The sequence below is a fragment of the Corynebacterium sp. HMSC056F09 genome (genome assembly GCF_001815785.1).
GTDB lineage: Bacteria > Actinomycetota > Actinomycetes > Mycobacteriales > Mycobacteriaceae > Corynebacterium > Corynebacterium hiratae.
On record NZ_KV821940.1, the window covers coordinates 55,887 to 80,071 of the forward strand.

At 64.2% G+C, this 24,185-nt stretch carries 21 protein-coding genes; 14 read left to right on the top strand and 7 right to left on the bottom strand.

Annotated elements, in window-relative coordinates; translation table 11 throughout:
• Positions 1–76: 76 nt before the first annotated feature.
• The gene (hemW, locus tag HMPREF3056_RS07420) at positions 77–1,213 is read right to left on the bottom strand and encodes a radical SAM family heme chaperone HemW (protein ID WP_070754454.1); all 1,137 of its coding nucleotides are present in this window, start codon (positions 1,211–1,213) and stop codon (positions 77–79) included.
• A gap of 140 nt (positions 1,214–1,353) precedes the next feature.
• On the opposite strand from hemW, the gene HMPREF3056_RS07425 reads away from it, so the two are divergent.
• Both HMPREF3056_RS07425 and HMPREF3056_RS07430 read left to right on the top strand, forming a co-directional pair.
• Positions 1,354–2,727: a hemolysin family protein gene (locus HMPREF3056_RS07425; protein ID WP_070754455.1), complete on the top strand. Its 1,374-nt coding sequence runs from the start codon at positions 1,354–1,356 to the stop codon at positions 2,725–2,727.
• On the top strand, positions 2,727–3,794 hold the full coding sequence (locus tag HMPREF3056_RS07430) for a CNNM domain-containing protein (protein WP_070754456.1): 1,068 nt from the start codon (positions 2,727–2,729) through the stop codon (positions 3,792–3,794). Before HMPREF3056_RS07425 ends, HMPREF3056_RS07430 begins: the two co-directional genes overlap by 1 nt.
• 179 nt (positions 3,795–3,973) lie before the next feature.
• On the opposite strand, the gene HMPREF3056_RS07435 is transcribed toward HMPREF3056_RS07430, so the two are convergent.
• Both HMPREF3056_RS07435 and HMPREF3056_RS07440 read right to left on the bottom strand, forming a co-directional pair.
• Complete coding sequence (locus HMPREF3056_RS07435) at positions 3,974–4,654, bottom strand: hypothetical protein (RefSeq protein WP_070513599.1); 681 nt, start codon at positions 4,652–4,654, stop codon at positions 3,974–3,976.
• A 125-nt stretch (positions 4,655–4,779) separates the two neighbouring features.
• On the bottom strand, positions 4,780–6,621 hold the full coding sequence (locus tag HMPREF3056_RS07440) for an AMP-dependent synthetase/ligase (RefSeq protein ID WP_070517883.1): 1,842 nt from the start codon (positions 6,619–6,621) through the stop codon (positions 4,780–4,782).
• 93 nt (positions 6,622–6,714) lie between these two features.
• Between HMPREF3056_RS07440 and malQ the strand changes: the two genes are divergently transcribed.
• The gene (gene malQ / locus HMPREF3056_RS07445; protein WP_246822480.1) at positions 6,715–8,814 is read left to right on the top strand and encodes a 4-alpha-glucanotransferase; all 2,100 of its coding nucleotides are present in this window, start codon (positions 6,715–6,717) and stop codon (positions 8,812–8,814) included.
• Between the two features lie 12 nt (positions 8,815–8,826).
• On the opposite strand, the gene HMPREF3056_RS13485 is transcribed toward malQ, so the two are convergent.
• The gene (locus HMPREF3056_RS13485; RefSeq protein WP_168162657.1) at positions 8,827–8,982 is read right to left on the bottom strand and encodes a hypothetical protein; all 156 of its coding nucleotides are present in this window, start codon (positions 8,980–8,982) and stop codon (positions 8,827–8,829) included.
• Between the two features lie 174 nt (positions 8,983–9,156).
• Here HMPREF3056_RS13485 and HMPREF3056_RS07450 point away from each other — a divergent pair, with 174 nt between their 5' ends.
• Positions 9,157–10,428 carry a carboxylesterase family protein gene (locus HMPREF3056_RS07450; protein WP_070517885.1) on the top strand — a complete coding sequence of 424 codons (1,272 nt, stop codon included), beginning with the start codon at positions 9,157–9,159 and terminating at the stop codon, positions 10,426–10,428.
• Here the strand turns inward: HMPREF3056_RS07450 and idi are convergent.
• Positions 10,425–10,949, bottom strand: coding sequence for an isopentenyl-diphosphate Delta-isomerase (gene idi, locus HMPREF3056_RS07455; RefSeq protein ID WP_070754458.1), 525 nt, complete (start codon positions 10,947–10,949; stop codon positions 10,425–10,427). The two genes, HMPREF3056_RS07450 and idi, sit on opposite strands and share 4 nt — an antisense overlap.
• Positions 10,946–11,482, bottom strand: a complete 537-nt coding sequence (locus HMPREF3056_RS07460; RefSeq protein WP_046649026.1) for a hypothetical protein — start codon at positions 11,480–11,482, stop codon at positions 10,946–10,948. Before HMPREF3056_RS07460 ends, idi begins: the two co-directional genes overlap by 4 nt.
• Positions 11,483–11,572: 90 nt before the next feature.
• Here HMPREF3056_RS07460 and HMPREF3056_RS07465 point away from each other — a divergent pair, with 90 nt between their 5' ends.
• From HMPREF3056_RS07465 to HMPREF3056_RS07510, 10 genes are all read left to right on the top strand, one after another.
• Entirely contained in the window at positions 11,573–13,405 is a 1,833-nt protein-coding gene (locus tag HMPREF3056_RS07465; RefSeq protein ID WP_070754459.1) for an ABC transporter ATP-binding protein, read from the top strand.
• A 10-nt stretch (positions 13,406–13,415) separates the two neighbouring features.
• The gene (locus HMPREF3056_RS07470; RefSeq protein WP_070754460.1) at positions 13,416–14,513 is read left to right on the top strand and encodes a MalY/PatB family protein; all 1,098 of its coding nucleotides are present in this window, start codon (positions 13,416–13,418) and stop codon (positions 14,511–14,513) included.
• Positions 14,514–14,551: 38 nt separating this feature from the next.
• Positions 14,552–15,892, top strand: coding sequence for a branched-chain amino acid transport system II carrier protein (gene brnQ / locus HMPREF3056_RS07475; protein WP_070754461.1), 1,341 nt, complete (start codon positions 14,552–14,554; stop codon positions 15,890–15,892).
• 3 nt (positions 15,893–15,895) lie between these two features.
• Positions 15,896–16,876 (top strand): LLM class flavin-dependent oxidoreductase, encoded by a 981-nt coding sequence (locus tag HMPREF3056_RS07480; protein WP_070754462.1) that lies wholly within the window; start codon positions 15,896–15,898, stop codon positions 16,874–16,876.
• A gap of 100 nt (positions 16,877–16,976) precedes the next feature.
• Positions 16,977–17,702 (top strand): GntR family transcriptional regulator, encoded by a 726-nt coding sequence (locus HMPREF3056_RS07485; protein ID WP_246822481.1) that lies wholly within the window; start codon positions 16,977–16,979, stop codon positions 17,700–17,702.
• Complete coding sequence (locus tag HMPREF3056_RS07490; RefSeq protein WP_070754464.1) at positions 17,702–19,120, top strand: ABC transporter substrate-binding protein; 1,419 nt, start codon at positions 17,702–17,704, stop codon at positions 19,118–19,120. The genes HMPREF3056_RS07485 and HMPREF3056_RS07490 overlap by 1 nt, the downstream gene beginning before the upstream one ends.
• A complete protein-coding gene (locus HMPREF3056_RS07495; protein WP_070754465.1) occupies positions 19,117–20,022 on the top strand; it encodes an ABC transporter permease in 906 nt (301 codons plus the stop codon). The genes HMPREF3056_RS07490 and HMPREF3056_RS07495 overlap by 4 nt, the downstream gene beginning before the upstream one ends.
• Positions 20,019–20,777, top strand: a complete 759-nt coding sequence (locus HMPREF3056_RS07500) for an ABC transporter permease (protein ID WP_070754477.1) — start codon at positions 20,019–20,021, stop codon at positions 20,775–20,777. The genes HMPREF3056_RS07495 and HMPREF3056_RS07500 overlap by 4 nt, the downstream gene beginning before the upstream one ends.
• Positions 20,761–21,981: an ATP-binding cassette domain-containing protein gene (locus tag HMPREF3056_RS07505; protein WP_070754466.1), complete on the top strand. Its 1,221-nt coding sequence runs from the start codon at positions 20,761–20,763 to the stop codon at positions 21,979–21,981. Before HMPREF3056_RS07500 ends, HMPREF3056_RS07505 begins: the two co-directional genes overlap by 17 nt.
• A complete protein-coding gene (locus tag HMPREF3056_RS07510; protein ID WP_070754467.1) occupies positions 21,953–23,590 on the top strand; it encodes an FUSC family protein in 1,638 nt (545 codons plus the stop codon). Before HMPREF3056_RS07505 ends, HMPREF3056_RS07510 begins: the two co-directional genes overlap by 29 nt.
• On the opposite strand, the gene thpR is transcribed toward HMPREF3056_RS07510, so the two are convergent.
• A complete protein-coding gene (thpR, locus tag HMPREF3056_RS07515; protein ID WP_083317793.1) occupies positions 23,565–24,056 on the bottom strand; it encodes an RNA 2',3'-cyclic phosphodiesterase in 492 nt (163 codons plus the stop codon). The two genes, HMPREF3056_RS07510 and thpR, sit on opposite strands and share 26 nt — an antisense overlap.
• Positions 24,057–24,185: the final 129 nt, after the last annotated feature.

A 24,185-nucleotide genomic window follows, 5' to 3' on the forward strand; every position in this document is an offset into this window, starting at 1 on the left:
CTACGAGGGTCGAAGCCAGCCGCTAGTGGGCCAGCTGATGCGGACTTGGAGGCCGGCCCGCAGGTGGGGCAAGCCGCTAACGAGCGGTGTCTTCAGCCACAAGGAGGTCGGTGATGATCCCGTCCGCGAGCAGGCGGCCCGCCTTGGTCACGCGGAGGCGCTCACCGGCACGCTCGAGCAGGCCGCGCTCGATGAAACGCGCGGCCACGGGCTCGGCGGCCGGCGCGAGCCAGGACGCCGGGATGCCCTCGCGCAGGCGCAGGCCCAGCATGATGCGCTCGGTGTGGCGGTCGGCGGCGCTGAGCTGCTCGCGCTCCTTGATGGGCAGCTCCCCCTCGCCCACGGCCTTAATGTAAGTCCGCGGGTTTTTCACGTTGAAGAAGCGCTCGTTGCCCAGGTGCGAATGCGCGCCCGGGCCCGCGCCCCACCAATTGCCGTCCACCCAGTAGATGCGGTTGTGCTGGCACTCCCCGCCCGGCTTGGCCCAGTTGGACACCTCATACCACTCGAAACCTTCGGCCTCGAGCGTGGAAGAGATCATCCCATAGCGCCGGGCCAGCACGTCCTCATCCGGTGCTGGCAGCAGGCCCTTCGATACCTTGCGGGCCATACGCGTGCCATCCTCCACGATGAGCGAATACGCGCTGATGTGATCCACCCCGGTCTCCAGGGCACGCTCCAGCGTCAGGGCAACGTCGGCATCTTCTTCTGTCGGCGTGCCATAAATCATGTCCAAGTTGACGTGCTCGAAGCCCGCATCGATGGCTTCGCGCGCCGCATCGAAGGCCCGGCCCGGCGTGTGGGCTCGCTCCAACACGGCGAGCACCCCCGGGGAGGCGGATTGCATGCCCAGGGAAAGGCGGGTGAAGCCGGCGTCGAGAAGCCCAGCGAAGTACTCCGGCGAGGTGGATTCCGGGTTGGATTCCGTGGTGACCTCCGCGTCCGGGGCGAGGCCGAAGGTGTCGCGAACCTTCGACAAGACACGGCCCAGGCCGTCGGCGCCCAGCAGGCTCGGCGTGCCACCGCCAATAAAAACCGTCTCGGCCTCGCGCCCCACCTGGGCCGCCGCCATCTCCAGTTCCTTCTCCAGAGCAGCCAGATAATCGCTGGTCAGGTCCCCTCCCAGCTCACCCGGGGTATAGGTGTTGAAGTCGCAGTAGCCGCAACGGGAGGCGCAGAAAGGAACGTGAATGTAGAGACCAAAGGGATCCATGGGAACAAAGTATCCGACAGCGCCGTTAAAGCGGTAGTCTATAGTGCAGATTTGCAACCCCGATAGTGAAGAAAGGCCTCTTTTAAGTGGAACCTCCGAGTCGATGTCCCCGCCGCCTCCTTAAGGCGGTGGGGTAAGCCGTGTTATCTGCCATCCTGATGATTGTGGCGGGTTTCGCCGTCATCGCTCTCATTATCGTGGCCAACGCCTACTTCGTGGCGCAGGAATTCGCCTTCATGTCGGTGGACCGCACGCAGCTGCGCCAGCGCGCAGCGACTGGGGATAAGCCCGCGGAGCGCGCCTTAAAGATCACGCAAAAGACATCCTTCATGCTCTCCGGCGCGCAGCTGGGTATCACGATTACCGGCCTGCTCATCGGTTATGTGGCCGAGCCCCTCGTGGGCCAAGGCCTGGGCCAGCTGCTGGGCGGCGTGGGCGTGCCCACGGGTGTATCCGTCGCGGTAGGCACCGTGGCGGCGCTTGCTATTTCGACGGTTCTCACCATGCTCTTCGCCGAGCTCTTCCCGAAGAACTACACCATCGCAGCCCCCATGAAGTCAGCGCTGTGGCTGTCCGCATCGACGATGTGGTACCTCAAGATTTTCGGCTGGCTCATCCACTTCTTCGAGTACTCCTCCAACGCCATCCTCAAGGTCTTTGGCATCGAGCCGGTGGCGGATGTCGATTCTTCCGCCACCACCGATGACCTAGAGTCCATCGTGGACGCCTCCCACGAGGCGGGCGATTTGGATGAGGACACCTACTTGGTGCTCGACCGCCTCCTCGACTTTCCCGAGCACGACGTGGGCCACGCCATGATCCCGCGCTCGCGCGTTGACGTCATCGAGCCGGAGACCACCATCGGTGAGGTGCGCGAGATGATGTCGGAGAACCACACGCGCTACCCCATCATCGACGATGAACATAATCCCATCGGCGTGGTGCACCTCTACGACGTGCTGGGCAGTGAGCTGCCCCTGGCCACCCCGGCCCGCGAGATCATGAAGAACCCCGTGGTGGTGCCGGAGCTCATGCCGCTTCCCGACGTCGTCACCGAGCTTCGCGACGCCGACGAAAAACTCGCCTGCGTTATCGACGAGTACGGCGGCTTCGTTGGCATTGTGACCATGGAGGACTTGGCCGAGGAAATCCTCGGCGATGTCACCGATGAACACGATCTCGAAGAAACCGAGGAGATCACCGAACAGGACGACACCCACTGGATCGTCGACGGTGACACGCCCATCGACGAGGTGGAGCGCGCCATCGGCCACGACCTGCCAGAGGGCGATTTCGAAACCGTCGCCGGCCTGCTCATCGCTCATTCCGGCACGCTGCCGGAGGAAGGCGAAGAGCTTTCCATCGAGCTTGAGGCCGAGCCGGAAGACTGGGTCGATGGCGACGAAGCCCCCATCCGCACGCTCAACGTGCGCGTCGAGGAAATCGACCGCCACGTCCCCTCCGTCCTATCACTCGAGCTGGTGGAGGAATTCCCGGAAGGAGAAGATGACTAATGACTGATACCTGGTGGTTTAACCTCATCGTCACCCTGCTCATCATCGCTGCTTCCGCGTTCTTCGTGGTCATCGAATTCTCCCTCATGGGCGCTCGCCGCAACCGCTTGGAAGAAACCGCGGAGTCCTCAGCGGCCTCGCGTGCGGGCCTGCGCTCGCTCAATGAGCTGACCATCATGCTGGCCGGCGCCCAGCTGGGCATTACCGCCGCGACCTTCGTCCTGGGTGCCGTGACCAAGCCGTGGGTCCATCACCTGTTGATGACGCCACTGGAGGCCCTTGGCCTGCCGCTGGGCGTTGCTGACGTCGTTTCCTTCCTGCTGGCCCTTTTCGTCGTGACCTTCCTGCACCTGGTCATCGGTGAAATGGCGCCGAAGTCCTGGGCCATTGCCCACCCGGAAACGGCTCTGCAGCTCATCGCGGTCCCTGCTCGCGGCTTCATTTGGCTCTTCCGCCCGCTGCTGATCTGGATTAACAAGATGGCCAACAAGCTGGTCCGCATGACTGGTGAAGAACCTGTGGACCGCGCCGGTGCAGCCGGCTACGACGCAGAAACCTTGCGCCATCTGGTCGAGCACTCGCGCCTGACGGGCACGCTTGACGACGACTCCGCGAACCAGATCACCGGCGTCATCGAGCTGGAAGCCTCCACCGCGGCCCAGTTGGCCCGCGAGCACGGCTCGGAAATCCTGCCGCTTTCCTCCGATGCCACCGTGGCCGAGCTCCACGAGCTCGTAGTACGCAAGTCCATCATGCGCGTGCTGGTCTACCCGCGTACCTCGCGCATCCCCCGCATCGTCCATGTGCGCGACACCCTGTTGGCGGACCCGGAAACTCCGGTGCTAGATTTCTCGCGCCCCGCACTGGCGGTGGGCTCCTCCTCCACCGTGCAGAAGACGCTGGACCAGATGCGCGCCCGCAATGAGCAGCTCGTCGTCGTGGGCAAGCCCACCAAGGACAAGACGGTGTGGATCCTCACCTGGGATGACATCATGGGCCAGCTGTGGCCGCAGATTACGGAGCAGCTGGACCAGGCCGTGCCGGCGTCGAAGAACCCGGGGGTCTAGCGCTTACGCGCTAAACGGGGGAACACGAAGCTAAGCGTGACACGGAAAGCTAGGCGTGGCACACGAAGCTAGACGTGACACGCTAACAGCGAAAAGCGCCACCGAGAGAGGGAATCTCGGTGGCGCTTTTCTTAGGTAATCCTTGTGTGTTGGCAACAAGGAAGTCTGTGATGCGGCGACTAGGCAGTCGTGGCGGCCTTCTTCTGACGCTTGGCGCGCACACGGGCAACAACGGCGTCGATACGCGCGCGCTCCTCCAGGAAGGGCGGCGGGTTATGCCCGCGCATGGTGCGCACGAAGGCGGGGTGTGCCTCAACGACGGTGTGGCGCCAGGCCTGCACTGCAATGAGCGCGGACTCGCCGGCGCGCTTGTACAGGTTCGGCAGGGAGACCACATCGAGGTTGCGGGCCACGGCGTCGGTTTGCGCCAGCACGTACTCAACCAGCTCGCGCAGGTAGGCGGCCACCGCGGCGGTGCGGCCGCGCAGGGTTTCTGCCAGCTCCGAAACCACAACGGGCGGGCCGGAGATGGGCAGGCCCTCAGCGAGCGCGCGGGCGGTAAGCTGCTTCGGTTCCTCAACGTCGTTGTCGCCGGAGGAGGCAGCCGAGATGGTGCCGGACTTCAGCCCGGAGACCAGCGCGTGGCGCAGGCCGATGAGTTCGCCGACACAACGCCCGGAATCCACGCGGGCGTCCTCGACGATGTCCCCCAGCTCAGCCAAGCAGTCGAGGGAGAGTTCATCATCCCAGTCCTCGATGGCCTCGATGAGGTGCTCAATGTAGTCAACGACTTCGTCGCCGATGTTATAGATTTCTTGGGTCAGCTCACGGTGGCGCAGCTCGGCTGCGATTTTGTGCATAGGCTGCCCTTTCCGCGAGAACCTCTAGTTGAGGTTTAGAGTTTTTCTGACCCCGCTGACTCTATTAGAGATTCTCCCGTGGGTCTGCGCGACACTCCGAAGGAATTCACAGACTCCATCCAGCCTTATTTCTTGCCGGCGTAGAGGCGCTCAATGTCCGCTGCGTAGCGCTGCGCCACGACATAGCGCTTCACCTTCATCGTGGGGGTGAGTTCGTTGCTTTCCTCGGTGAGGTCCTGGTCGAGGATGACGAACTTCTTAATGCCCTCGGCGTGGGAGACCGTAGCGTTGACCTGGTTGATGGCGTCCTGAATATCCGCGCGCAGTGCCGGATCAGCAGCTACCTCACGCATGCCCTTGGTCGCGGAAATGTTGTGATCGGCCTTCCAGCGCTTGAGCGCGTCCTCATCGAGGGTGAGCAAGACGCCGATGAAGGGTTTGCCGTCGCCGACCACCATGGCCTGGGAAATCAGCGGGTGGGAGCGCAGGATATCTTCCATCGGCCCCGGCGAGACGTTCTTGCCGCCGGCGGTGACGATGAGGTCCTTCTTGCGGCCGGTGATAACGAGCTTGCCGTCCTCATCGATTTCACCCAGGTCGCCGGTGTTGTACCAGCCGTCCTGCAGGGAGTTCTCGGTGGCTTCCTCGTTCTGCCAGTAGCCCTTGAAGACGATATCTCCCTTGATCATGATTTCGCCGTCGTCGTTAATGCGCAGCGTCGTTCCACCCAGCGGCGGGCCGACGGTACCGATGGACTGGTCCACGAAGTCCACGGCGGCAGCCGCTGCGGTCTCCGTCAGGCCATAGCCCTCGTAGATGGTCACGCCGATGCCGCGGTACCAGTGCAGCAAGTCCTGCGAGATGGCCGAACCACCGGAGATGCAGTACTTGACCTCGCCGCCCATCGCCTGGCGGATGGCGGAATAGACCAGCTTGTCAAAGGCCTTGTGCTTGGCCTTGAGGACTCGGTTAGGCCCCTCCGGAGTATCCAGCGCCTTGGAGTATTCGATGGCGACCTTTTCAGCTTGGTCGAAGATTGCACCCTTGAATGCGGAGGAGGCGTGGGCCTTCGCGGACGCGCCGTTGCGTACCTTCTCAAACACGCGCGGCACGCCGAGGATCAGGTTCGGGCGGGAGCGCGCGAATTCGATGGTGATGGTGCCGAAATCGGACCAGTGGTTCTGGGAGGCACCGCCGATGGTGACCGCCAGTGACACCGCGCGGCTAAAGACGTGTGCCAAAGGCAGGAAGGTCAAAACGTGCGCACCCGGCACAGCGATGGCACCGATGGGGTTGGTCAGCAGGCCGCGGGCTTCTGCCAGCCAATTGCGGTGGGTCAGCATGCAGCCCTTGGGGCGCCCGGTGGTGCCAGAGGTGTACACCAGCGAGGCGACGTCATCGGTGTTCGTGGCTTCGATGCGCTGGTCGACGGCATCGTCGCTGACATCGCGGCCCTCGAACTTCAGCGTATCGATGGCGGAAGAGTTGATCTCCAGGACGCGGCGCAGCTGGGAGGGAGAGCCATGCAGCTGCGGGGTGCCATCCTCCTGCAGCTTCAGGTGCTTGACCAGCTCGGAGTGCTCGCGGGTTTCCGTGATGGCGAGGATGGCGCCGGAGTCCTCGATGATCCACTGGACCTGTGACATCGACGAAGAGGGGTATACCGGAACGGAGATGGCACCGGCCGCCCAGATGGCGTAGTCCAGCAGGGACCACTCATAGCGGGTGGTAGAAATAAGTGCCACGCGGTCGCCCTGCTCCACGCCGAAAGCGATGAGGCCCTTGGCCACCGCGTAGACTTCCTCCACAAATTCCTTGGCGGTGACGTTGACCCACTCATAGTTCGCGGGACGGGTAAACAGCACGCCATGTGGGCGGGCGTGTGCCGTAGCCATCATGGCGGTAAGGCAGGTCTCCCCGTCTTTGATCTCGAACTCCGCTTTCGTATGCGCTTCATTCAAAGTCACAGTTGTGTCCTTTCCCACAAAAATTAAATTCCAGCCCACTCTACCAACCGGATTTCTCCCGCGCGCAGGGAGGGCGTGGCACAATTGGGGGATGTGACTACCCGTGATCTGCTTCAAGAACTTGCCCAACGCCACGGCGTGGCCTGCGAGTACACCGCCCAGAACGGACAGCCCGTGTACGTCAGCGAGGAAACAATTACCTATACGCTGCGCGCACTCGGCGTCTCTATCTCCGACCGTCCGGACGATGAGGAGCTAACCCAAGCCCTGTTCGAGGATTATCTCGAGCGCGCCTCCCGCCCGCTGCCGCCGTGCGTGGTGGCCCGCGAAGGTGCCGAAAAGTCTTTCGTCGTCCACGTCCACGACGGCGACCCTGTCACCGTCACCATCGAGCTGGAAAACGGCGAGACGCGGCCGACTTACCAGGATCCGAACGACGCCCCGGCTGCCGACGTCGCCGGCACCATGTGGGGCGAGGCCGGCTTCCACGTTCCCGGGGACCTGCCCTTAGGTTTTCACAAGCTGCACTTGTCCTCGCCGGGTATCGGCGAGCACGAATGCCCGCTCATCGTCGTGCCGAACCATCTGAACACAGCAGATCGCTTCCTCGACCGCCCCGCCGCGGGCGCGATGGCGCAGTTGTATTCGGTGCGCTCCGAAAAGTCCTGGGGCATGGGCGATTTCGGAGACCTAGCCGAACTCGCGGAGGTACTGGCGCCGGATTATGACTTCCTCCTTATCAACCCGCTCCATGCGGGCGAGCCGATCCCGCCTGTGGAGGATTCGCCCTACCTGCCCACCACGCGGCGTTTCATCAACCCGATTTACATCCGCATCGAGGATATTCCGGAGCTGCAACAGCTCAGCCCGGAGCTTCAGGAAGACGTCGCCGAGCTTGCCGCCGAGTTCCGCGAGCGCAACCGGTCTGCCGAAGAGATCGACCGCGATTCCATCTTCGAGGCCAAGCTGCAGGTGCTGCAGGAGCTCTTCAACCAGGGAATGACCCCGGAGCGCCGCACCGCCTTCAGCGAGTACCAGCGCCGCGAGGGCCGCGGCCTGCGCAATTTCGCGCTGTGGTGTGCAGAGACTGAACTCTCGCGCCACAGTGGTCGCCGCCACGCGCTGAGCCTCGACGTCAACGACTTGGCCGAGTTCTATTCCTGGCTGCAGTTCCTCTGCGATGAGCAGCTGGATGCCGCCCAGCGCCGCGCGCTCGACGCCGGCATGAGCATCGGGCTTATCACCGATATGGCCGTGGGCATCCACCCCGCGGGTGCCGATGCTGTCAACCTCTCCGAGTACCTGGCTCCCCAGTGCTCGGTGGGTGCTCCGCCGGACGATTACAACCAGCAGGGCCAGGACTGGTCGCAGCCGCCGTGGCACCCGGTCCGGCTGGCAGAAGCCGGCTACGAGCCGTGGCGCGATTTGCTGCGCACGATGCTGGGCAACGCCGGCGGTCTGCGCGTCGACCACGTGCTGGGCCTGTTCCGTCTGTACTGGATCCCGCGCCAGTCCACCCCGCTCAACGGCACCTACGTGACCTATGACTGGGAAGCGATGCTCGGCATCCTCGCGCTCGAGGCCGAGCGCGCCGGCGCTGTCCTCGTGGGTGAGGACTTGGGCACCCTCGAGCCCTGGGTCCAAAATGCATTACGCGATATGGGGGTACTCGGCACCACGATCATCTGGTTTGAGCACGCCAACGAAGGGCCCACCCCGCGCCCGCAGGATCAATACCGCCACATGGCGATGTCTTCGGTGGGCACGCACGATCTGCCGCCAACGCTCGCCTTCCTGCGCGGTGACCACATCGCACTGCGCGCCCGCCTGGGTCTGTTGACCCGCCCGGTGGCGGAAGAAGAGGCCGAGGACCGCGCGTGGCAGGAAGAGGTCAAGGACAACCTGCAGGCCTATGGCATGTTGGACAATCGCGAGAATGAAGAGGACGTGCTGGTTGCCCTGCACCGCTATGTTGCGGGAACTCCCTCGGCGCTGACGGTCACCAATGTGGTGGATATGGTCGGTGACGTGCGCGCACAGAACCAGCCGGGCACGACGAAGGACCAGTACCCCAACTGGTGCATCCCGCTGTGCAATACCGCCGGCGAGCCCGTCCTCTTGGAGGATCTACCGAAGCAGGAGCTCTACCAGCGCCTCGCCCAAGCCGCCAAGAGGCCAGGGGCCGAGCGCTAAAGCGTCGTCCCTTTAAAGGACGACGCCCACCACCGCCACCACGACGATGAGCGCGATCATCAGCCACAGGGTCACGCTCACTCGGGATTTAGGCAGTGCCCGCTTGCGGTGGACATGTTCGGAGCGCTCGGGGTCCCACAGGCCTTCGCGGTGATCATCGGGAGTCATGGTTCTTCATCCTAGTCACGGGCACAAGCCACGAATACACCCGGTCGATTGCCCACATCAGGAGCCACCCCATGACGGTTGCGGCCGGCACCGCCGTGACGGCGAGCACCGCCATTTGCACCCACACCGGCGCCTGCACGAGCCATTCCATGCCCTCAGGGTAGCCTGTTGTGCATGAGCCGTGCACCTTTCACCGTCACCTGCCCCGCGGGCACCATCACCGGCTACCTCGATGAGGACGTGGCCCATTTCCATTCCATCGAGTACTCCCACATCCCCGGGGATTTTGAGAACCCCGAACCCGCACCGCCACGTGACCAGGATGCGCGCACCCCTCACCCGGAGAAGATCGCGCTGACCATCACCGCCCCCGCGCCCGGCAACCGCGCGACGTCCCTGGCGCCGACGTTGGTCTATATCCACGGCGGCCGCTATGAGCACGGTTCCCACGAGGATCCCCGCGCGGAGGGCACGCCGACCGCGCAGGCGGGCATCGTCCACGTGCAACTCGGTTATCGTGTGGGTCTGCCGGGGCTTGCCCGTTTTCGTGATGACGAGCCCGACCGCTACCGCGCCATCGAGGACCTGCAGTTGGGCTTGGAATGGATCCAGAACAACATCGAGGCATTCGGCGGCGATCCCACCAACGTCACCATCTTGGGCCAGTCCGCCGGCGCCAACGCCGTACTGTGGCTGTGCCGGCGCGACCACTACCGAGGGGCGTTTCGGCGAGCGCTAGCTCTGTCCCCGGGCTTTCCGCGCGAAACCTTCGAGGAGCGCAGCGCCACTCTGCGCCAGGTGATGAAGAAGCCCATCACGCGTTCCTCCCTGGCGGCGATGAGCCAGGAGGAGCTCGCCGCCGGCTACGCCAAGTTCCGCAAGAAGTACAGCCTCGATATGGCGCTGGGCCCCACCCCGCTGGAGTGTGGGCAGCTTGCCGACGTCCCCCTCATCCTCGCCAGCACCCGCGACGAGTTCTACAACATCCCAGCCACGCAGAAGGTCGACCGCTCCCCTTTCCGTGCCCTCATCCTGCGCTATGCGGCGCCGCGCTTCGGCTTTCCCCGCAACGGTTTCACGCCCTGGTATCAGGTGGCGCAGCACATGGACAAGGACCGCCCGATGGGCCGAATGGTGGGCGATTCCATCATCCGCCGGTGGGCGGCCGAGGTGGCGGAGAAGGCTCCGGGGAAGACCTGGATGGTGGAATTTACCCGATCCTCGGGCCCGGCCCTGCACTGCGAGGAGCTGCGTCCGCTCTTCGGCAGGACGCCGCTAGCCCAGTGGCTGCAGGACTTTGTGCGCACAGGCGAGCCCGGATTCGAGGCCTACCGCCCGGAGCACGCAATCTGGGAGTACAACCTGGATAACGACGAGCATCGCGTGGCGTATTCCAGCTTGGATTATATTTCGGCGGCCTTTGCTCAGGACGGAAGCTTGCTCTAGGCCAGAAGGGCCGCGCGCAGCGGCTCGTGGGTCAGCTCCTCCACCATCCACGGGCTAAAGGCAAAAGGCGTGGCATCGACGGCAGCGAGCACATCGCGCACCGGGGCCCACGCGAAGGAGTCGACCTCCTCCGGGTTGGGCGTCGGATCGTCTTCGGTCTCGAAGAGGTAGACCGGGCAGATTTCATTCTCCACCACGCCGGAGGAATCCACCGCGCGGTAAGCAAAGTCCGGCAACACCAAGCGCGGCGTACCGGTCAGCCCAAGCTCGAAGCGGCCGCGGCGCACCACGGCGTCGGCAGTCGGCTCATCCGGGCCCGGGTGCCCACAGAAGGAATTGGTCCACACGCCGGGCCAGGTCAGCTTGGACAGGGCGCGGCGGGTCAGCAGCAGCTGGCCATCGCGTACCACCCACGCGGAAAAGGCAAAATGCAGCGGGGTATCTGCGGTGTGTACGGCGGCCTTGTCAGCGGTGCCGGCGGGCTTGCCCTCCGGCGAGGCTAGAACGACGAGTTCCGTCATAGATTGAGGTCTCCTACATAGCGCACGTTGCCGATGCTAAAGCGCGCGTTCCAGAGGTTGCCTGGGGCAACGTTATAGACATATTGAAGGTTGGTGGACGCACCGGCGCCCAGCGGGTGATCCAAGCCCGGCGCGGCCAGGTCCACGTTGACCTCCGGGTCATAAGGGACGGGATCCACGGTGGCCCAGCCGCCATTGCCGTCGGCGCGCTCCAAGGTGGGTTCCGCGAGGGCGTCGGCAGGCAGGGGCACCTCGTTGAGGTTGTGAATCTTCACCGTCAGCACCGTTCCACCGCCGCCGGAGTACAGCCCCTGGAGCTCGAACTCCACGTTGAGCCCCTCATCTTTGACGGGTGCCGCCAGGTTGGAGGTGACCTCATGAGCGTCTACATCCTTGGCCTCAAAGGTCGGCGGCTCCGAGCTAGACACCACGATGTTGTCCTGCGGGCCCACGTCCGGCGGCTGGAGGATGCTGCAGCCTGATAGAGCAGCCAGGCACAGCGGGGCGCACGCTAGGGGGAGGTATTTCTTCACCGCGGTTCCTTTTCCATCACGATTTCGGTTTCTCCCCTACCTTAGTCGACGGGTTGGATATTCCTATTAAGGGCGTAACATCGGCCGGCGATGAACTCTATTCTCCGCATCGTCCGCAGCGCCTCCGCCCTATGGCCGTTTTATCTTGGCGTCCTAGTCACCGCGTCAGTCACCGCGATTCTGTCGCTGCTGACACCTTTCATCCTCCGCGAAGCCACCGATACCGTCGTCGCGGGCGGTCCGCTGCGCACCATCCTGTGGTGGGTCGTGGCACTCTTCGTGGCGGACGCGCTGGGCAACGTGGTGAAGAACATCGGCGGTTATATCGGCGATGTCATGGTCGCACGCCTGCGCCAGATTCTTTCGACGCGCTACTTTGCCAAGCTGCTCTCCGTGCCGCAGGGCTACTACGATAACCAGGTCACCGGCACCATCATTGCGCGCTTGGACCGCTCGATTGCGAATATCACGCAGTTCCTGCAGTCCTTCTCCAATAACTTCTTCGTCATGCTCATCCAGGCCGCAGCGGTGCTGGTCATCACCGCGGTGTACTACTGGCCGCTGGCCATCCTGCTGGCCGCGCTCTTCCCCATCTATATGTGGCTCACCGCGCTGACCTCAGAGCGCTGGCAGAAGTTTGAGGCCATTAAGAACGAGAATATCGACGTGGCCAATGGGCGCTTCGCGGAGGTCATCGGCCAGGTGAAGGTGACCAAGTCCTTCGTCGCCGAGGCCCGCGAGCTGGCTTCCTTCGGTTCGCGTTACCGCACGGTGGTGGATACCACGAAGCCGCAGTCGCGCTGGTGGCATTCCATGGACACCGCGCGCGGCGCGGCCATGGCGCTGATCTTCTTGGGCATCTATGGCCTAATCTTCTGGCGCACCTTGGAGGGCCACTTCTCCATCGGTGACATGGTCATGCTCCTGCAGCTGGTGAACATGGCCAAGCAGCCGGTGTTCATGATGAGCTGGATCGTGGATGTCAGCCAGCGCGCCATCGCCGGCTCCAAGGACTATTTCAAGGTCATGGAAGAAATCCCGGAGCCCACCGTCAACCCGCAGCTGGTCGCCGCCGCTGAAACCTCCGACGTGCCGGAGCTCGACCTCACCCCGGCCGAGCCACTGCGCCCCGCAGAAGGCCCGGTTTTTGCCTTCGAGGATGTCTCCTTCTCCTATGAATCGGATAAGCCGGTCGTCGCCGATATCACCTTCGCCGCCCAGGAGGGCCACAAGGTCGCGCTCGTTGGCGAGTCCGGCGGCGGCAAGTCCACCCTGGTCAACCTCCTGTTGGGCCTCTACCAGCCCACGGAGGGAAAACTGACGGTACTGGGCCACGACACTGCGGAACTTACTGCGGAGCGCCTGCGCGCCTCGGTCGGCGTGGTCTTCCAGGAGTCCTACCTTTTCTCCGGCACCATTCGGGAAAACATCGCTTATGGCAAGCCGGGGGCGACGATGGAGGAGATCGTGGACGTCGCCAAGCGCGCCAATGCACACGGCTTCATCGAGGAATTCCCCGATGGCTACGACACCGTCATCGGCGAGCGCGGCCTTAAGCTCTCCGGCGGGCAGAAGCAACGCGTGGCCGTGGCGCGCGCCATGCTGAAAGACGCCCCCATCCTCGTCCTCGACGAGGCCACCTCGGCGCTGGACACCAAGGCCGAGCGCGCCGTGCAGGCGGGTCTGGACGAGCTCATGAAGGACCGCACCACGCTCATCATCGCGCACCGCCTGTCCACCATCGCGGACGTGGACACCATCATCACCCTGGACCGCGGCCGCATCTCCGAGATCGGCTCGCCGGCGGAGCTGGCGCAGTCCGGCGGAATCTACGCTGAACTGCTGCGCATGACCCAATCCGCCTCCGCCGCCGACCGGCAGCGATTGAAAAAATACGGATTCGTCCAAGCCACCGACGAGTAAGGTGGGACGCATGCGTTTCCCTAGCCTGAAAGAACTCTCCGCCCGCGGCACCCGCAAGTGGACCGTCTATGACGAAGACGTCATCCCGCTGTGGATCGCCGAATCAGACTTCCTCACCGCGCCGGCGGTCAAGGAGGCCATCCAGGAGGCGGTCGACGCCGAATCCTTCGGCTACACCCCAGCGCCCAAGGCCTCCGAGCTCAACGCGGCAATAGCAAATTTCTACGAATCGCGCTACGGCTGGCGCCCAGAACACGTCTTCTGGATCGGGGATGTGGTGCGCGGCTTGTTGCTAGGCGTGCAGTACTTCACCGAAGGTGCGGTGGCCGTGCCGGTTCCCTCCTACCCGCCGCTGCTGGAGCTGCCGGAGACCGCTGGGCGCGAGAAGATTGAAACCTCGCTGGAGCTCGACGATATCGAGCGCGCCTTCCAGGCAGGCGCCGGCTCCATCCTGCTCTCCCACCCCTATAACCCGCTGGGCATCGTCTTCGACGAGGATTGGCTGCGGGGACTCGTGGAACTGGCGGAGAAGTACGATGCCCGCATCCTCTCCGATGAGATCCACGCCCCGCTGGTCTACGAGGGCCGCCACATCCCGCTCGGCGCTTTGTCCGACCGCGTTATTACCGTCACCGCCACGTCCAAAGCATGGAATACCGCAGGGCTAAAGTGCGCGCAGGTGATCTTCTCCAACACCGCGGACGTCGAGCGCTGGAACTCGCTGACCGGCGTGGCCAAGGACGGCACTGGCACGCTCGGCGTGCTGGCGGCAGAGGCAGCCTACCGCCACGGCAGCGAGTTCCTCGACGAGGAAATCGAGTATCTGAAGAAGACCCGCGACTGGCTGGTGGAGGAGCTGCCCAAGCGCGTGCCGGGATTGAAGACCTCCCACCCGCAGGCCACCTACCTGCTGTGGTTGGACTTTAGCGAGACCGCCATTGGGGATGACCCGAAGCCCGCGGCCTGGGTGCGTGAGCACGCCAAGGTAGCCCTCAACGAGGGTGTCACCTTCGGTACGGGCGGCGAGCATCATGCCCGTCTTAATTTCGCAACCTCACGTGAGCTGCTGGAAGAGGCGCTCGACCGGCTGGAGAAAGCATTTAGCTAAAATTTACATCTCATGTCATGGGCATTATCCTTAGAAAAATGTCCATAAATGACGTTCAGGCCCCCGCCCAGTCCGCTTCGAAGACGAGCTCGCCCATCGGCATCGTGATCGTTGCCTCCCTCATGCTCTTCTCCATGTTCTTCGGAGCGGGCAACCTCATCTTCCCGCCGGAGGTCGGTGTCTCCTCCGGCACCAACTTCTGGCCGGCCACCTTGGGCTTCCTCGCTGCTGGCGTGGCACTGCCGGTCTTGGCGGTGATCGCGGTGGCCATTTCCGGTCAATCCGTGCGAGACATCGGAAACCACGGCGGCAAGATCTTCGGCGTGGCCTTCTCCGTCATCGCCTACCTGGCCATCGGTGCCTTCTACGCCCTGCCGCGCACCGGCGCGGTCTCCATGGAGACTGCGATTACCCCGCTGCTCGGGTGGGAGGGCACCTTTGCCAACGGTGCCTTCAACGTCGTCTTCTTCCTCATCGCTTTGGCCCTGGCCTGGCGCCCGAATGACATCATCGACACCCTAGGAAAGTTCCTGACCCCGGCACTGGTCATCCTGCTCGCCGTCCTCATCACCCTCGCTACCGTGGCGAATCCCCGCGTTCCCGGCACCCCGACTGAGGAGTACGCTTCCGCGCCCTTCGTCACGGGTCTCTTTGAGGGCTACAACACCATGGACGCCATCGCGGGCCTGGCTTTCTCCATCGTCATCGTGACCTCGCTGCGTTCCAAGGGCTTCTCCACCGACCGGGCGCTGCTGCGCGGAACCATCACTTCCACCGTCATCGCCGGCGCGCTGCTCGCCGCTATTTATCTGGGCCTGGCGTGGATCGGCCAAACCATGCCGAACGGTGCCTCCTACGATTCCGGCGCCGCCTTGCTTGCCGACGCCTCCAATCTCACCATGGGCAACGTCGGCCAGGCCGTCTTCTCCGCCATCGTCATCCTGGCGTGCATGACCACCGCCGTGGGCCTGATTTCCGCCACCTCGGAGTTCTTCGCCATGCTGGTACCGAAGACCACCTACCACTTCTGGGCTTGCTTGTTTACCGCACTGTCCATCGCCTTCGCCTTCCAGGGTCTGGACACGGTGCTTGCCATCGCGGTGCCCTTCATCGTGTTCTTGTACCCGCCGGCTATCTCGTTGATCGCGCTGACGCTTCTGCAGCCGGTAGTGAAGAAGTGGGTCACCTTTTACTGGGGCTTCCGCCTGGCGCTGTGGGTTTCCGTCCTGTGGTCCGCCGCCACCTCCTTCGGCGCCCCGCTCAGCTTCTCCCCTGGCCAAGACGTTGGCCTGGGCTGGGTAGTTCCCACGCTCCTCGCTTTTGCCATCGGCGTTATCATCGACGTTGTATCTACATCCTCGCCGAAGAAAAGTGAGTAGTTCATGACGCCCCGCGCCGCTCTATCCATCCTCGATTTCTGCACCATTTATGAGGGGGAGACCCCTTCTCAGTCCATGGCTAGGTCGGTCGAGCTAGCGCAACAGGCGGAGGCCTTGGGCTTTGAGCGCATGTGGTACACCGAGCATCACAACATGCCCTCCATTTCCTCGTCTTCCCCGGCGGTGTTGATCGCCCACATCGCCGCGAAGACCGAGCGCATCCGATTGGGCTCCGGCGGCGTCATGCTGCCGAACCACGCACCCTATGTCATCGCCGAACAATTCGGAACCCTCGCCGAACTCTACCCCGGCCGCATCGACTTAGGCCTAGGCCGCGCGCCCGGCACCGACATGAAGACCTTGGGCCGCGCCCTGCGCCGCGATAGAAACGCCGCCGAGCGCTTCCCCGAGGACGTCAAGGAGCTGCAGGGCTACCTTTCCGGCAAATCTCTCGTCCCCGGTGTGCAGGCCATCCCCGGCCACGGTACCAACGTGCCGATCTACATCCTGGGGTCCTCGCTCTTCGGCGCCTCGCTGGCAGCCAAGTTCGGTCTGCCTTATGCCTTCGCCTCGCACTTCGCCCCGCAGCACCTGGAAGCCGCCACGGCCTATTACCGCGAGAATTACCAGCCTTCCGAAGCCCACCCCGAGCCCTATGTCATCGCCGGCGTCAACGTCACCGCTGGGGATGACGCAGAAGAGGAATTCGAGAAGGTCTGTTTCCGCCGCGTTAAGGCCTTCGTCAGCCGCGGCAAGCAGCTCAGCGACGCCGACGTGGCCCGTATCATCGATTCCCCTCAAGGCCAGCAGATCATCAGCATGCTTCAGTACTCCGCAGTCGGCAGCATCGAGCACGTGCGTGAGTATCTCACCGACTTCCAGAAGTTGGCTCAGGCGGACGAGCTCATGATTTCCCTGCAATCCACAAGCCACGAGGCCGCGTTGGGTAACATGAGTAACCTGGCACAAGCGTGGCAGATGTAGACGTACGCGCAGGCGCGCGTACGCACATCTTTACCCCTCACAGCGTTGTTCTACATAGAGGAGAATCTCGGTGGCCCTTCGCCGTACACAGCAACACAGCATGATCGCTGATTATCTGCGCAACCTCATTCGCAGCAAGAAGCTTTCTCCCGGTGATTTTCTGCCCAGCGAGGCCGAACTCTGCGAACAATTCTCCTCTTCCCGCGGCCCCGTGCGCCAAGCCGTCGCGGCTTTGCGCTCGGAAGGCCTCATCTCCTCCGGCCGCGGCCGCCGCTCCGTTGTCCTCGGCCGTTTCACCTCCGAGTCCTTCGACTCCATCTACTCCGTGACGCACTGGCTGCGCGAGCGCGGCTTCGAGCCCGGCGCGTCCACCTTGTGGCTGGGGCGCTGCCCCGCTACCGATAGGGAAGCCGAGTTCTTGCGGGTAGAGACAGGTTCCCCCGTAATCTTTGTGCACCGAGTGCGCAGCGCCAACGGCATGCCCATCGCCATCGAGCGCATGTTCTTCCCACTGGACGTGGGCAGCCACATCCTCAACTTCGATGCCGACAACGAGTCCATCCACGATCACCTACGTAAGCAGGGCGTAGACTTCGACAACGTCAATCGCGAGCTCTCCCTCGCGTCCGCCAGCGAGGAGGATGCGCGCTCCCTCAATATCGACCCCGGCACCCCGCTGTGGCGCCTGCACCTCGACATCTCGGATCACTCCGGGCATCCCGTCGAGTGCACCGAAATCCTGTACCTCGGGGACCGCATGACGCTTGGTATGACGAACGTGCGCGGCACCACGTCCCCGCTCGAGGTCAAGCTGTCGGAAGGATGATGAGGGCCTGGATTGGTGCGCTGGGGGTGGTCGTGGGGGCGTCGTTAAGCGCGTGTTCTGCTGGCTCCACAGCAGTGGTTGATTCTGATTCCGCCGCGCTGACGCTGGCCACCACGACGCCGGCGACCTCCCTGGATTTCACCACCGTCGGCGGCGCCGCCATCCCGGCAGCCCTCATAAGCAACGTCTACGAAACCCTGGTGCGCATCTCCCCGGAGGGCGAGATCGTGCCCGGCCTGGCCGAGTCCTGGGAGGTGGACTCCACGCGCTACACCTTCCACCTGCGTGAGGCTTCCTTCTCGAACGGCGAGGCTTTCACCGCGCACACCGCCGCGTGGTCCATCAACGCGGTGAAGACGGAGTGGACGAACGGCATTAGCACCCAGATGGACGTGGTGGAATCCGCCACGGCTGTCGACGATCACACGCTCGTTGTCACCCTTCACCGCCCCTCCGCTGGGTGGTTATGGTCTATGGGCACCGCTATTGGCGCGATGCGCACCCCCACTGACGCTGTGGGCACCGGCCCCTTCGCCGTCGCCGGCTTCTCCCCCAACGAATACATCGCCCTGCGCGCCCGCCCGGACTACTGGGGCACCCCGGCTGCCGAAGACATCACCATCCGCTACTTCCCGGATTCCCTCACCGCGGTCAACGCGCTGCGCTCCGGCGGGGTTGATGCGGTGTGGGGCGTGCAGAACCCCGAGCTGCTCGACACCCTCGATGACTCCATCGAAACCGCCGTGGGCACCACGAACGGCGAGGTGCTGCTATCCATGAATAACCAAGCAGCGCCTTTCGACGATCCCCGCGTGCGCCGCGCCGTGGCCTACGGCATCGACCGTGGGGCGGCCAACGACATCCTCTGGGAGGGCCGCGCGCAGGACACTGGCGGCGCGCCCGTCCCGCCGACTGACCCCTGGTTTAGCGGGAAGGACTACTACCCTTATCACCCGGCGCGCGCCCGCGCTCTGATGGAAGAGGCCGGGGCGGTGGGCACGCCGCTCACACTCACCGTGCCGAGCTTGCCCTATACGCAAACGCTCTCCGAGTTCCTCTACTCGCAGCTGACGGAGATGGGCTTTGAGGTCACGCTGGAAACCGCCGAGTTCCCCGCTGTGTGGTTGAGCCAGGTGATGGGGGCCAAGGACTATCAGATGTCGCTCGTCGCGCACGTCGAGCCGCGCGATATCCCCACCATTTTTGGCAACCCGGACTATTACCTCGGCTACGATTCGCCGCAGGCCCGCACGCTGTTGGAGCAGGATGACATGACAGGGGCCGTGGACCAGATCATGGAGGACATGCCTGCCCTGACGCTGATGAATATGCCCAATATCGTGCTCTACCGCGAAGGCCTAACTGGCCTGCAGCCGAACCAAATCACCGATGCCATTGAATTGCGAGGGGTGCGATGAGAATACTGCGCTTCCTCGGCACCATGTGGGCCGCCTCCATCATCATCTTCCTGCTCATGCGGGCCGTGCCCGGCAACCCGGCGCGCGTGGCTTTGGGCGTCAACGCTACGAACGAGGCCGTGGAGAAGCTGACCCACTCCATGGGCTTGGACCGCCCGCTGCTGGTTCAATACCTAGAGTGGATGAAAGGGCTGTTGACCGGCAACTTCGGCATCTCCCTGTCCTCGCAGCAGGACATCACTCCGCTGGTGATTGATCGCGCGCAGGTTACGCTGTTGCTCATAGGGCTGGCCATCGCCCTCGCCCTGGCCGGGGCTATCCCCATGGGCATCCTGCTGGCCCGCTTTAGGCTCCCCGTGCTCAATGCCGCCACGCAGCTGGGTATCGCGGTGCCCAGCTTCCTGGTCGGTATTTTGCTCGTCGCCGTGTTCTCCGTGCACCTGGGCTGGCTGCCGGCGAACGGCTGGCAGCTACCGCGCGAGGGCTTAAGCCACCTCGTCCTGCCGGTCATCTCGTTAGCACTGGTGCAAGGCGCAATGCTCACGCGCTACGTGCGCGCCACCCTCCGCGAGGAAATGGACAAGGACTATATCCGCACCGCCCGCTCCCTGGGTGAATCCCGCACCGAGGCGCTGATCCGTCACGGACTGCGCAATGCCGCCCTGCCGGTGCTCACAGTCACCGGCGTGCAGCTGAGCACCCTGGTGGTGGGCGCGGTGGTCATCGAGAACGTCTTCGTCATCCCCGGCTTGGGCTCTCTGCTTCTCGACGCCGTCTCCACCCGCGATCTCACCACCGTCCAGACCCTCATCATGGTCTTCGTGACCTTCACGCTGACCGTCAACCTGCTCACGGACCTGGCCTACCGGGTCATCGATCCGCGGCTGAAGGAGGCGCGATGAAACCCGGCTATATTCTGGTGGGCCTGACCATCCTGCTCGCTATGGTCTCCCTGGTGTGGACGCCCTATGACCCGAACCTCATCTCCCCCGACCGCCTGGCCGGCCCCAGCCTGGAGCACCTCATGGGCACCGACCGCTTCGGGCGCGATACCTTCTCCCGCATCCTCGCCGGCGCCCAGATCACCGTGCTAGTCGGTGTGGTGGCGGTGGCCATCGCAGCGCTCATCGGGGTGCCACTCGGCATCATTGCTGGGATGCGCGGCGGCAGCGTCATCATGGCGGCCACCGACCTGCTGCTCGCCTTCCCGGCGCTCCTGCTGGCCATCGTCGCCGGCGCAGTGTGGGGCTCGTCGACGCTCACGGCGACCATCGCCATCGGCATCGCCGGCATTCCCTCTTTCATCCGCGTCACCCGTTCCGGCACGCTGCAAATCATGACCCAGGACTATATCGCCGCCGCCCGCATCTCGCGCGTGCCGCCGGCGCTCATCGCGTGGCGGCACGTGCTGCCCAACCTCGGCGGCATCGTGGCCATCCAGGCCTCCGTCTACTTTGCGCTGGCCGTCCTCGCCGAGGCCGGCCTGTCCTACCTCGGCCTGGGCACTGCCCCGCCGACCGCCTCGTGGGGCCGCATGCTTCACGACGCCCAGCCCCTCCTGGCCACCCACCCCCTCCAGGCGCTGTGGCCAGGGCTGGCCATCGCCGGCACCGTCCTCGGATTCAACCTGCTAGGAAGCCATGCTGACCGTCACTGATCTGTGCGTGGGCCCTGTCGGCCCCCTCTCCTTTTCCATCGCACCCGGCGAGCGCGTCGGCCTCATCGGCGATTCCGGCAGCGGCAAGTCACTGACCGCCTTGGCCATCATGGGGCTTTTACCCGACAACCTGCAGGCCACCGGATCCATCCGCTTCAACGGCCAGGAGTTGCTGGGCATGCGCGATCGTGACCTGCGCAAGCTGCCGCTGGCCATGGTCTTCCAAGAGCCCATGACCGCGCTCGACCCGCTGATGAAGGTGCCCGGTTTCAACCGCTTCCCGCACCAGCTTTCCGGTGGGCAGCGCCAGCGCGCGCTCATCGAGATGGCCATGGCCCGCCGCCCGAAGCTGCTTATCTGCGATGAGCCCACCACCGCACTCGATCCCTTCACCCAGGAAGAAATCCTGTCCACCATCGTGGATGCCGCGGATAAGGAGGATACGGCGCTGCTGTTTATTAGCCATGACCAGGACGTCGTCAAGCGCGTGTGCGACCGCGTCGTGCGCATCGGTGAACTCACCACTCCCAACCTCACCCCGCCGCCCATGCCTGCCCTGGGCGAGCCCGTCATCGAGCTGCAGAACGTGACCAAGGCCTACCGCGGGGTCACCGCGCTGGACGATGTCTCGCTCACCGTCCGCGAGGGCGAGCGCCTCGGCATCGTCGGCGGTTCCGGCTCCGGCAAATCCACGCTGCTCAAGCTGCTCACGGGGCTGGCGGAGCCGACGTCGGGGACGGTGGCGGTGAAGAAGCGTGTGCACATGGTCTTCCAAGACCCCAAAGGCTCGCTCAACCCGCGCATGCCTATCTGGAAGATCGTGGCCGAGGGCGGCGGGACGCGCGAAGAAGCCGAGGCGGTGCTGCGGGAGGTCGGCATCGACGGCTTCGAGCGCTATCCCCGGGACTTCTCCGGCGGGCAGCGCCAACGCATCTCGCTGGCGCGCGCCGTGGTGGGCAAGCCGGAGATTCTGCTGGCGGACGAGGCCGTCTCGGCCCTGGATGCCACCTCGCGGGCCCAGGTCCTCGAGTTGCTGCAGCGCGTGACAAAGGACATGACGTTGGTTTTCGTCTCCCACGACATCGACGTCGTGCGCCACTTATGCCCCACGGTGGCGGTCCTGCAGGATGGCCGGCTCGTGGATCGCGGCGAAACGAGTAAGGTGTTCTCCCGATATGGAACACCCACTGCCGCAACGTCCTAATGCACTTCAGCTCTTTACCGCCTTTAACACCTCCGCGCGCCGCTGGCCCGGTGCCCTGCGCGCGGCGTTGGCGATCATTATCCCCGGCGGGATCGCTGTAGCGACGGGTCACTCGGATGCGGTACTGCTCATTTCGGCGGGCGCGTTCTCCGTCATTTATGGCGAGGGGCACCCCTACCGCACGCGGCGCCGCGTGATCCTCACCGCTGGCGGGCTGCTCACGCTGGCGGCTACGGCCGGTTCCCTCGTCGGCGTGCATGGGCTGGCGCTGTCCGCGGTGTTTACGGTGGTGCTGGCGACGACCGGCGCGTTCGTGCAGAATGCGCTGCGGCTGCCGCCGCCGGGTTCCTTCTTCATCGTGATGGTGGCCGGCGGCTCCACGATGCTGCGCGGGGTCTCGCCCTGGGAGGTGGCCGCATGGAGCCTGGCCGGCGTGTTGGTCAGCTACGTGCTGGGCATGCTGCCGCGCTTTCGGGATCCGCACGGCCCGGAGACCCGCGCGGTGGCCGCATTGGAGAAGGCCGCCGATGCCTTCGTGAACTCTGATAGCGATTTCTTGGCTCGCCACCACCAGGCGCAATCCGCGATTTCCACGGCGTGGCAAGCGCTTGCCGACGCCGGCGTCATCCGTGGCGGCCGCATCCGCCACCCCGCCCAGGCAGAGCTGGTGCACCGCGCGCTGGCCGCGCAGCAGCGCATCGTGGCGCACCACAAGCAGGTCGGCGGCAACTCGGATGAGCTGTCTGATTCCCCCACCTACGTGGACCCGGACCGCACCACCATCCCGCACACCAAGCCGACGATGCGCTACCGCTTCTACCGCGCCGCGGTGGGCAATTCCCACGCGGTGGTAACAGCGGAAAAGATCGCGCTCGGTGGCCTGGCCACCGCGTTCATTGGCATGGCGCTGGGGCTCAACCGCCCGGACTGGGGCGCGGTCTCGGTGCTCCTGCTCTTGCAGTGGGGGCCGGACCGGGTTCCGGGAACGATTCGCGGTGTGCAACGTATGCTGGGCTCCGTCTTAGGCGTGTGCGTCTTTGCGCTCATTGCCTCTTTCAGCCCGCACGGCTGGGGGTTGGTGCTCGCGCTGGCCTTCTGCCAGTTCTGCGCAGAGATTCTGGTGGTGAAGAACTACGCGCTGTGCGTTATCTTCTCCACGCCGCTCGCTTTGCTCATGGGCAACTCTTCGGAGCACATGGCCCACACCATCGGCTCACGCATGGCGGAGATTGGACTCTCCGTGGTCGTGGCGATGCTCTTCCTGTGGCTGTGGAAGCCGCGCGCCCAGCTGACCAACCACTACCGCCTGCAAACGCGCTGCTTCGAGGCGATGGCCGCCCTGCTCGGCGCGCTACTCATCAAGACCCCCGAGGAAGCGCTGGCACAGCGGCGCGACCTGCACTACGAGCTGCTCTCGGAACGGCGTAGCATCCAATCGCTGGCGACCAACCACTCCGATATCAGCGAGTTCTGGGAGCGCCACACCGCCTTGCAACCGGCCGGCTACTTCCTCTTAGATTTCTGCGTGGTCAATCCGCTCTCGCAGCCCAGCCGCGCGGAATTGGACACGCTCATCGAGAAAATCACCGCAGCGGAAATGCGTCAATGATCTCGTAGCGGGGCCCACCGCCGCGCCCCTCTCCCAAGAAGGATTGGACGAGGTTGATTTCCGTAACCTCGAACTCGGGGCCGCGGTAGACGCTCAGTGCGTGCACCGCATCCGGGATGAGCCACGGATCACGCGTCCGCCTCCCCACTCGGGCCAGCGTGAGATGCGGGCGCGATGGCTCAAGCATGAGGTGTTTGACCTGCCCTTTGACGCCTGCCCACAGCACCTGCTTCTCAAAAGACCCAGCGCCGCTCAGGCTCAGCGTGAGTGGGGACGCCTCAATGCCGCGCAGCGCCTCGCGGACCTCCACTGCGTCATTGGGCTGTTCCCCGAAAAAGTCGAGGGTGATGTGCCAGTTATCCGGATCCGTCCACCGCAGCCCATTGTCCTTGAGCGGGCGCACGGCCCGTACGAGGTGCTCACGGGCCTCCGCGGAGGGAAAGAGGGCGCTGAAAAGGCGAATCATTTCACCGACAGCAAAAGGTTCGGATCGAGTACGTGTTCCTCCACGAGTTCGAAGAGAGCGAAGGCTTCCTCCAGCTCACGGACATTCTCATCAAAATTAGGCAGCGACATGGCATTCCAATCGACGCAG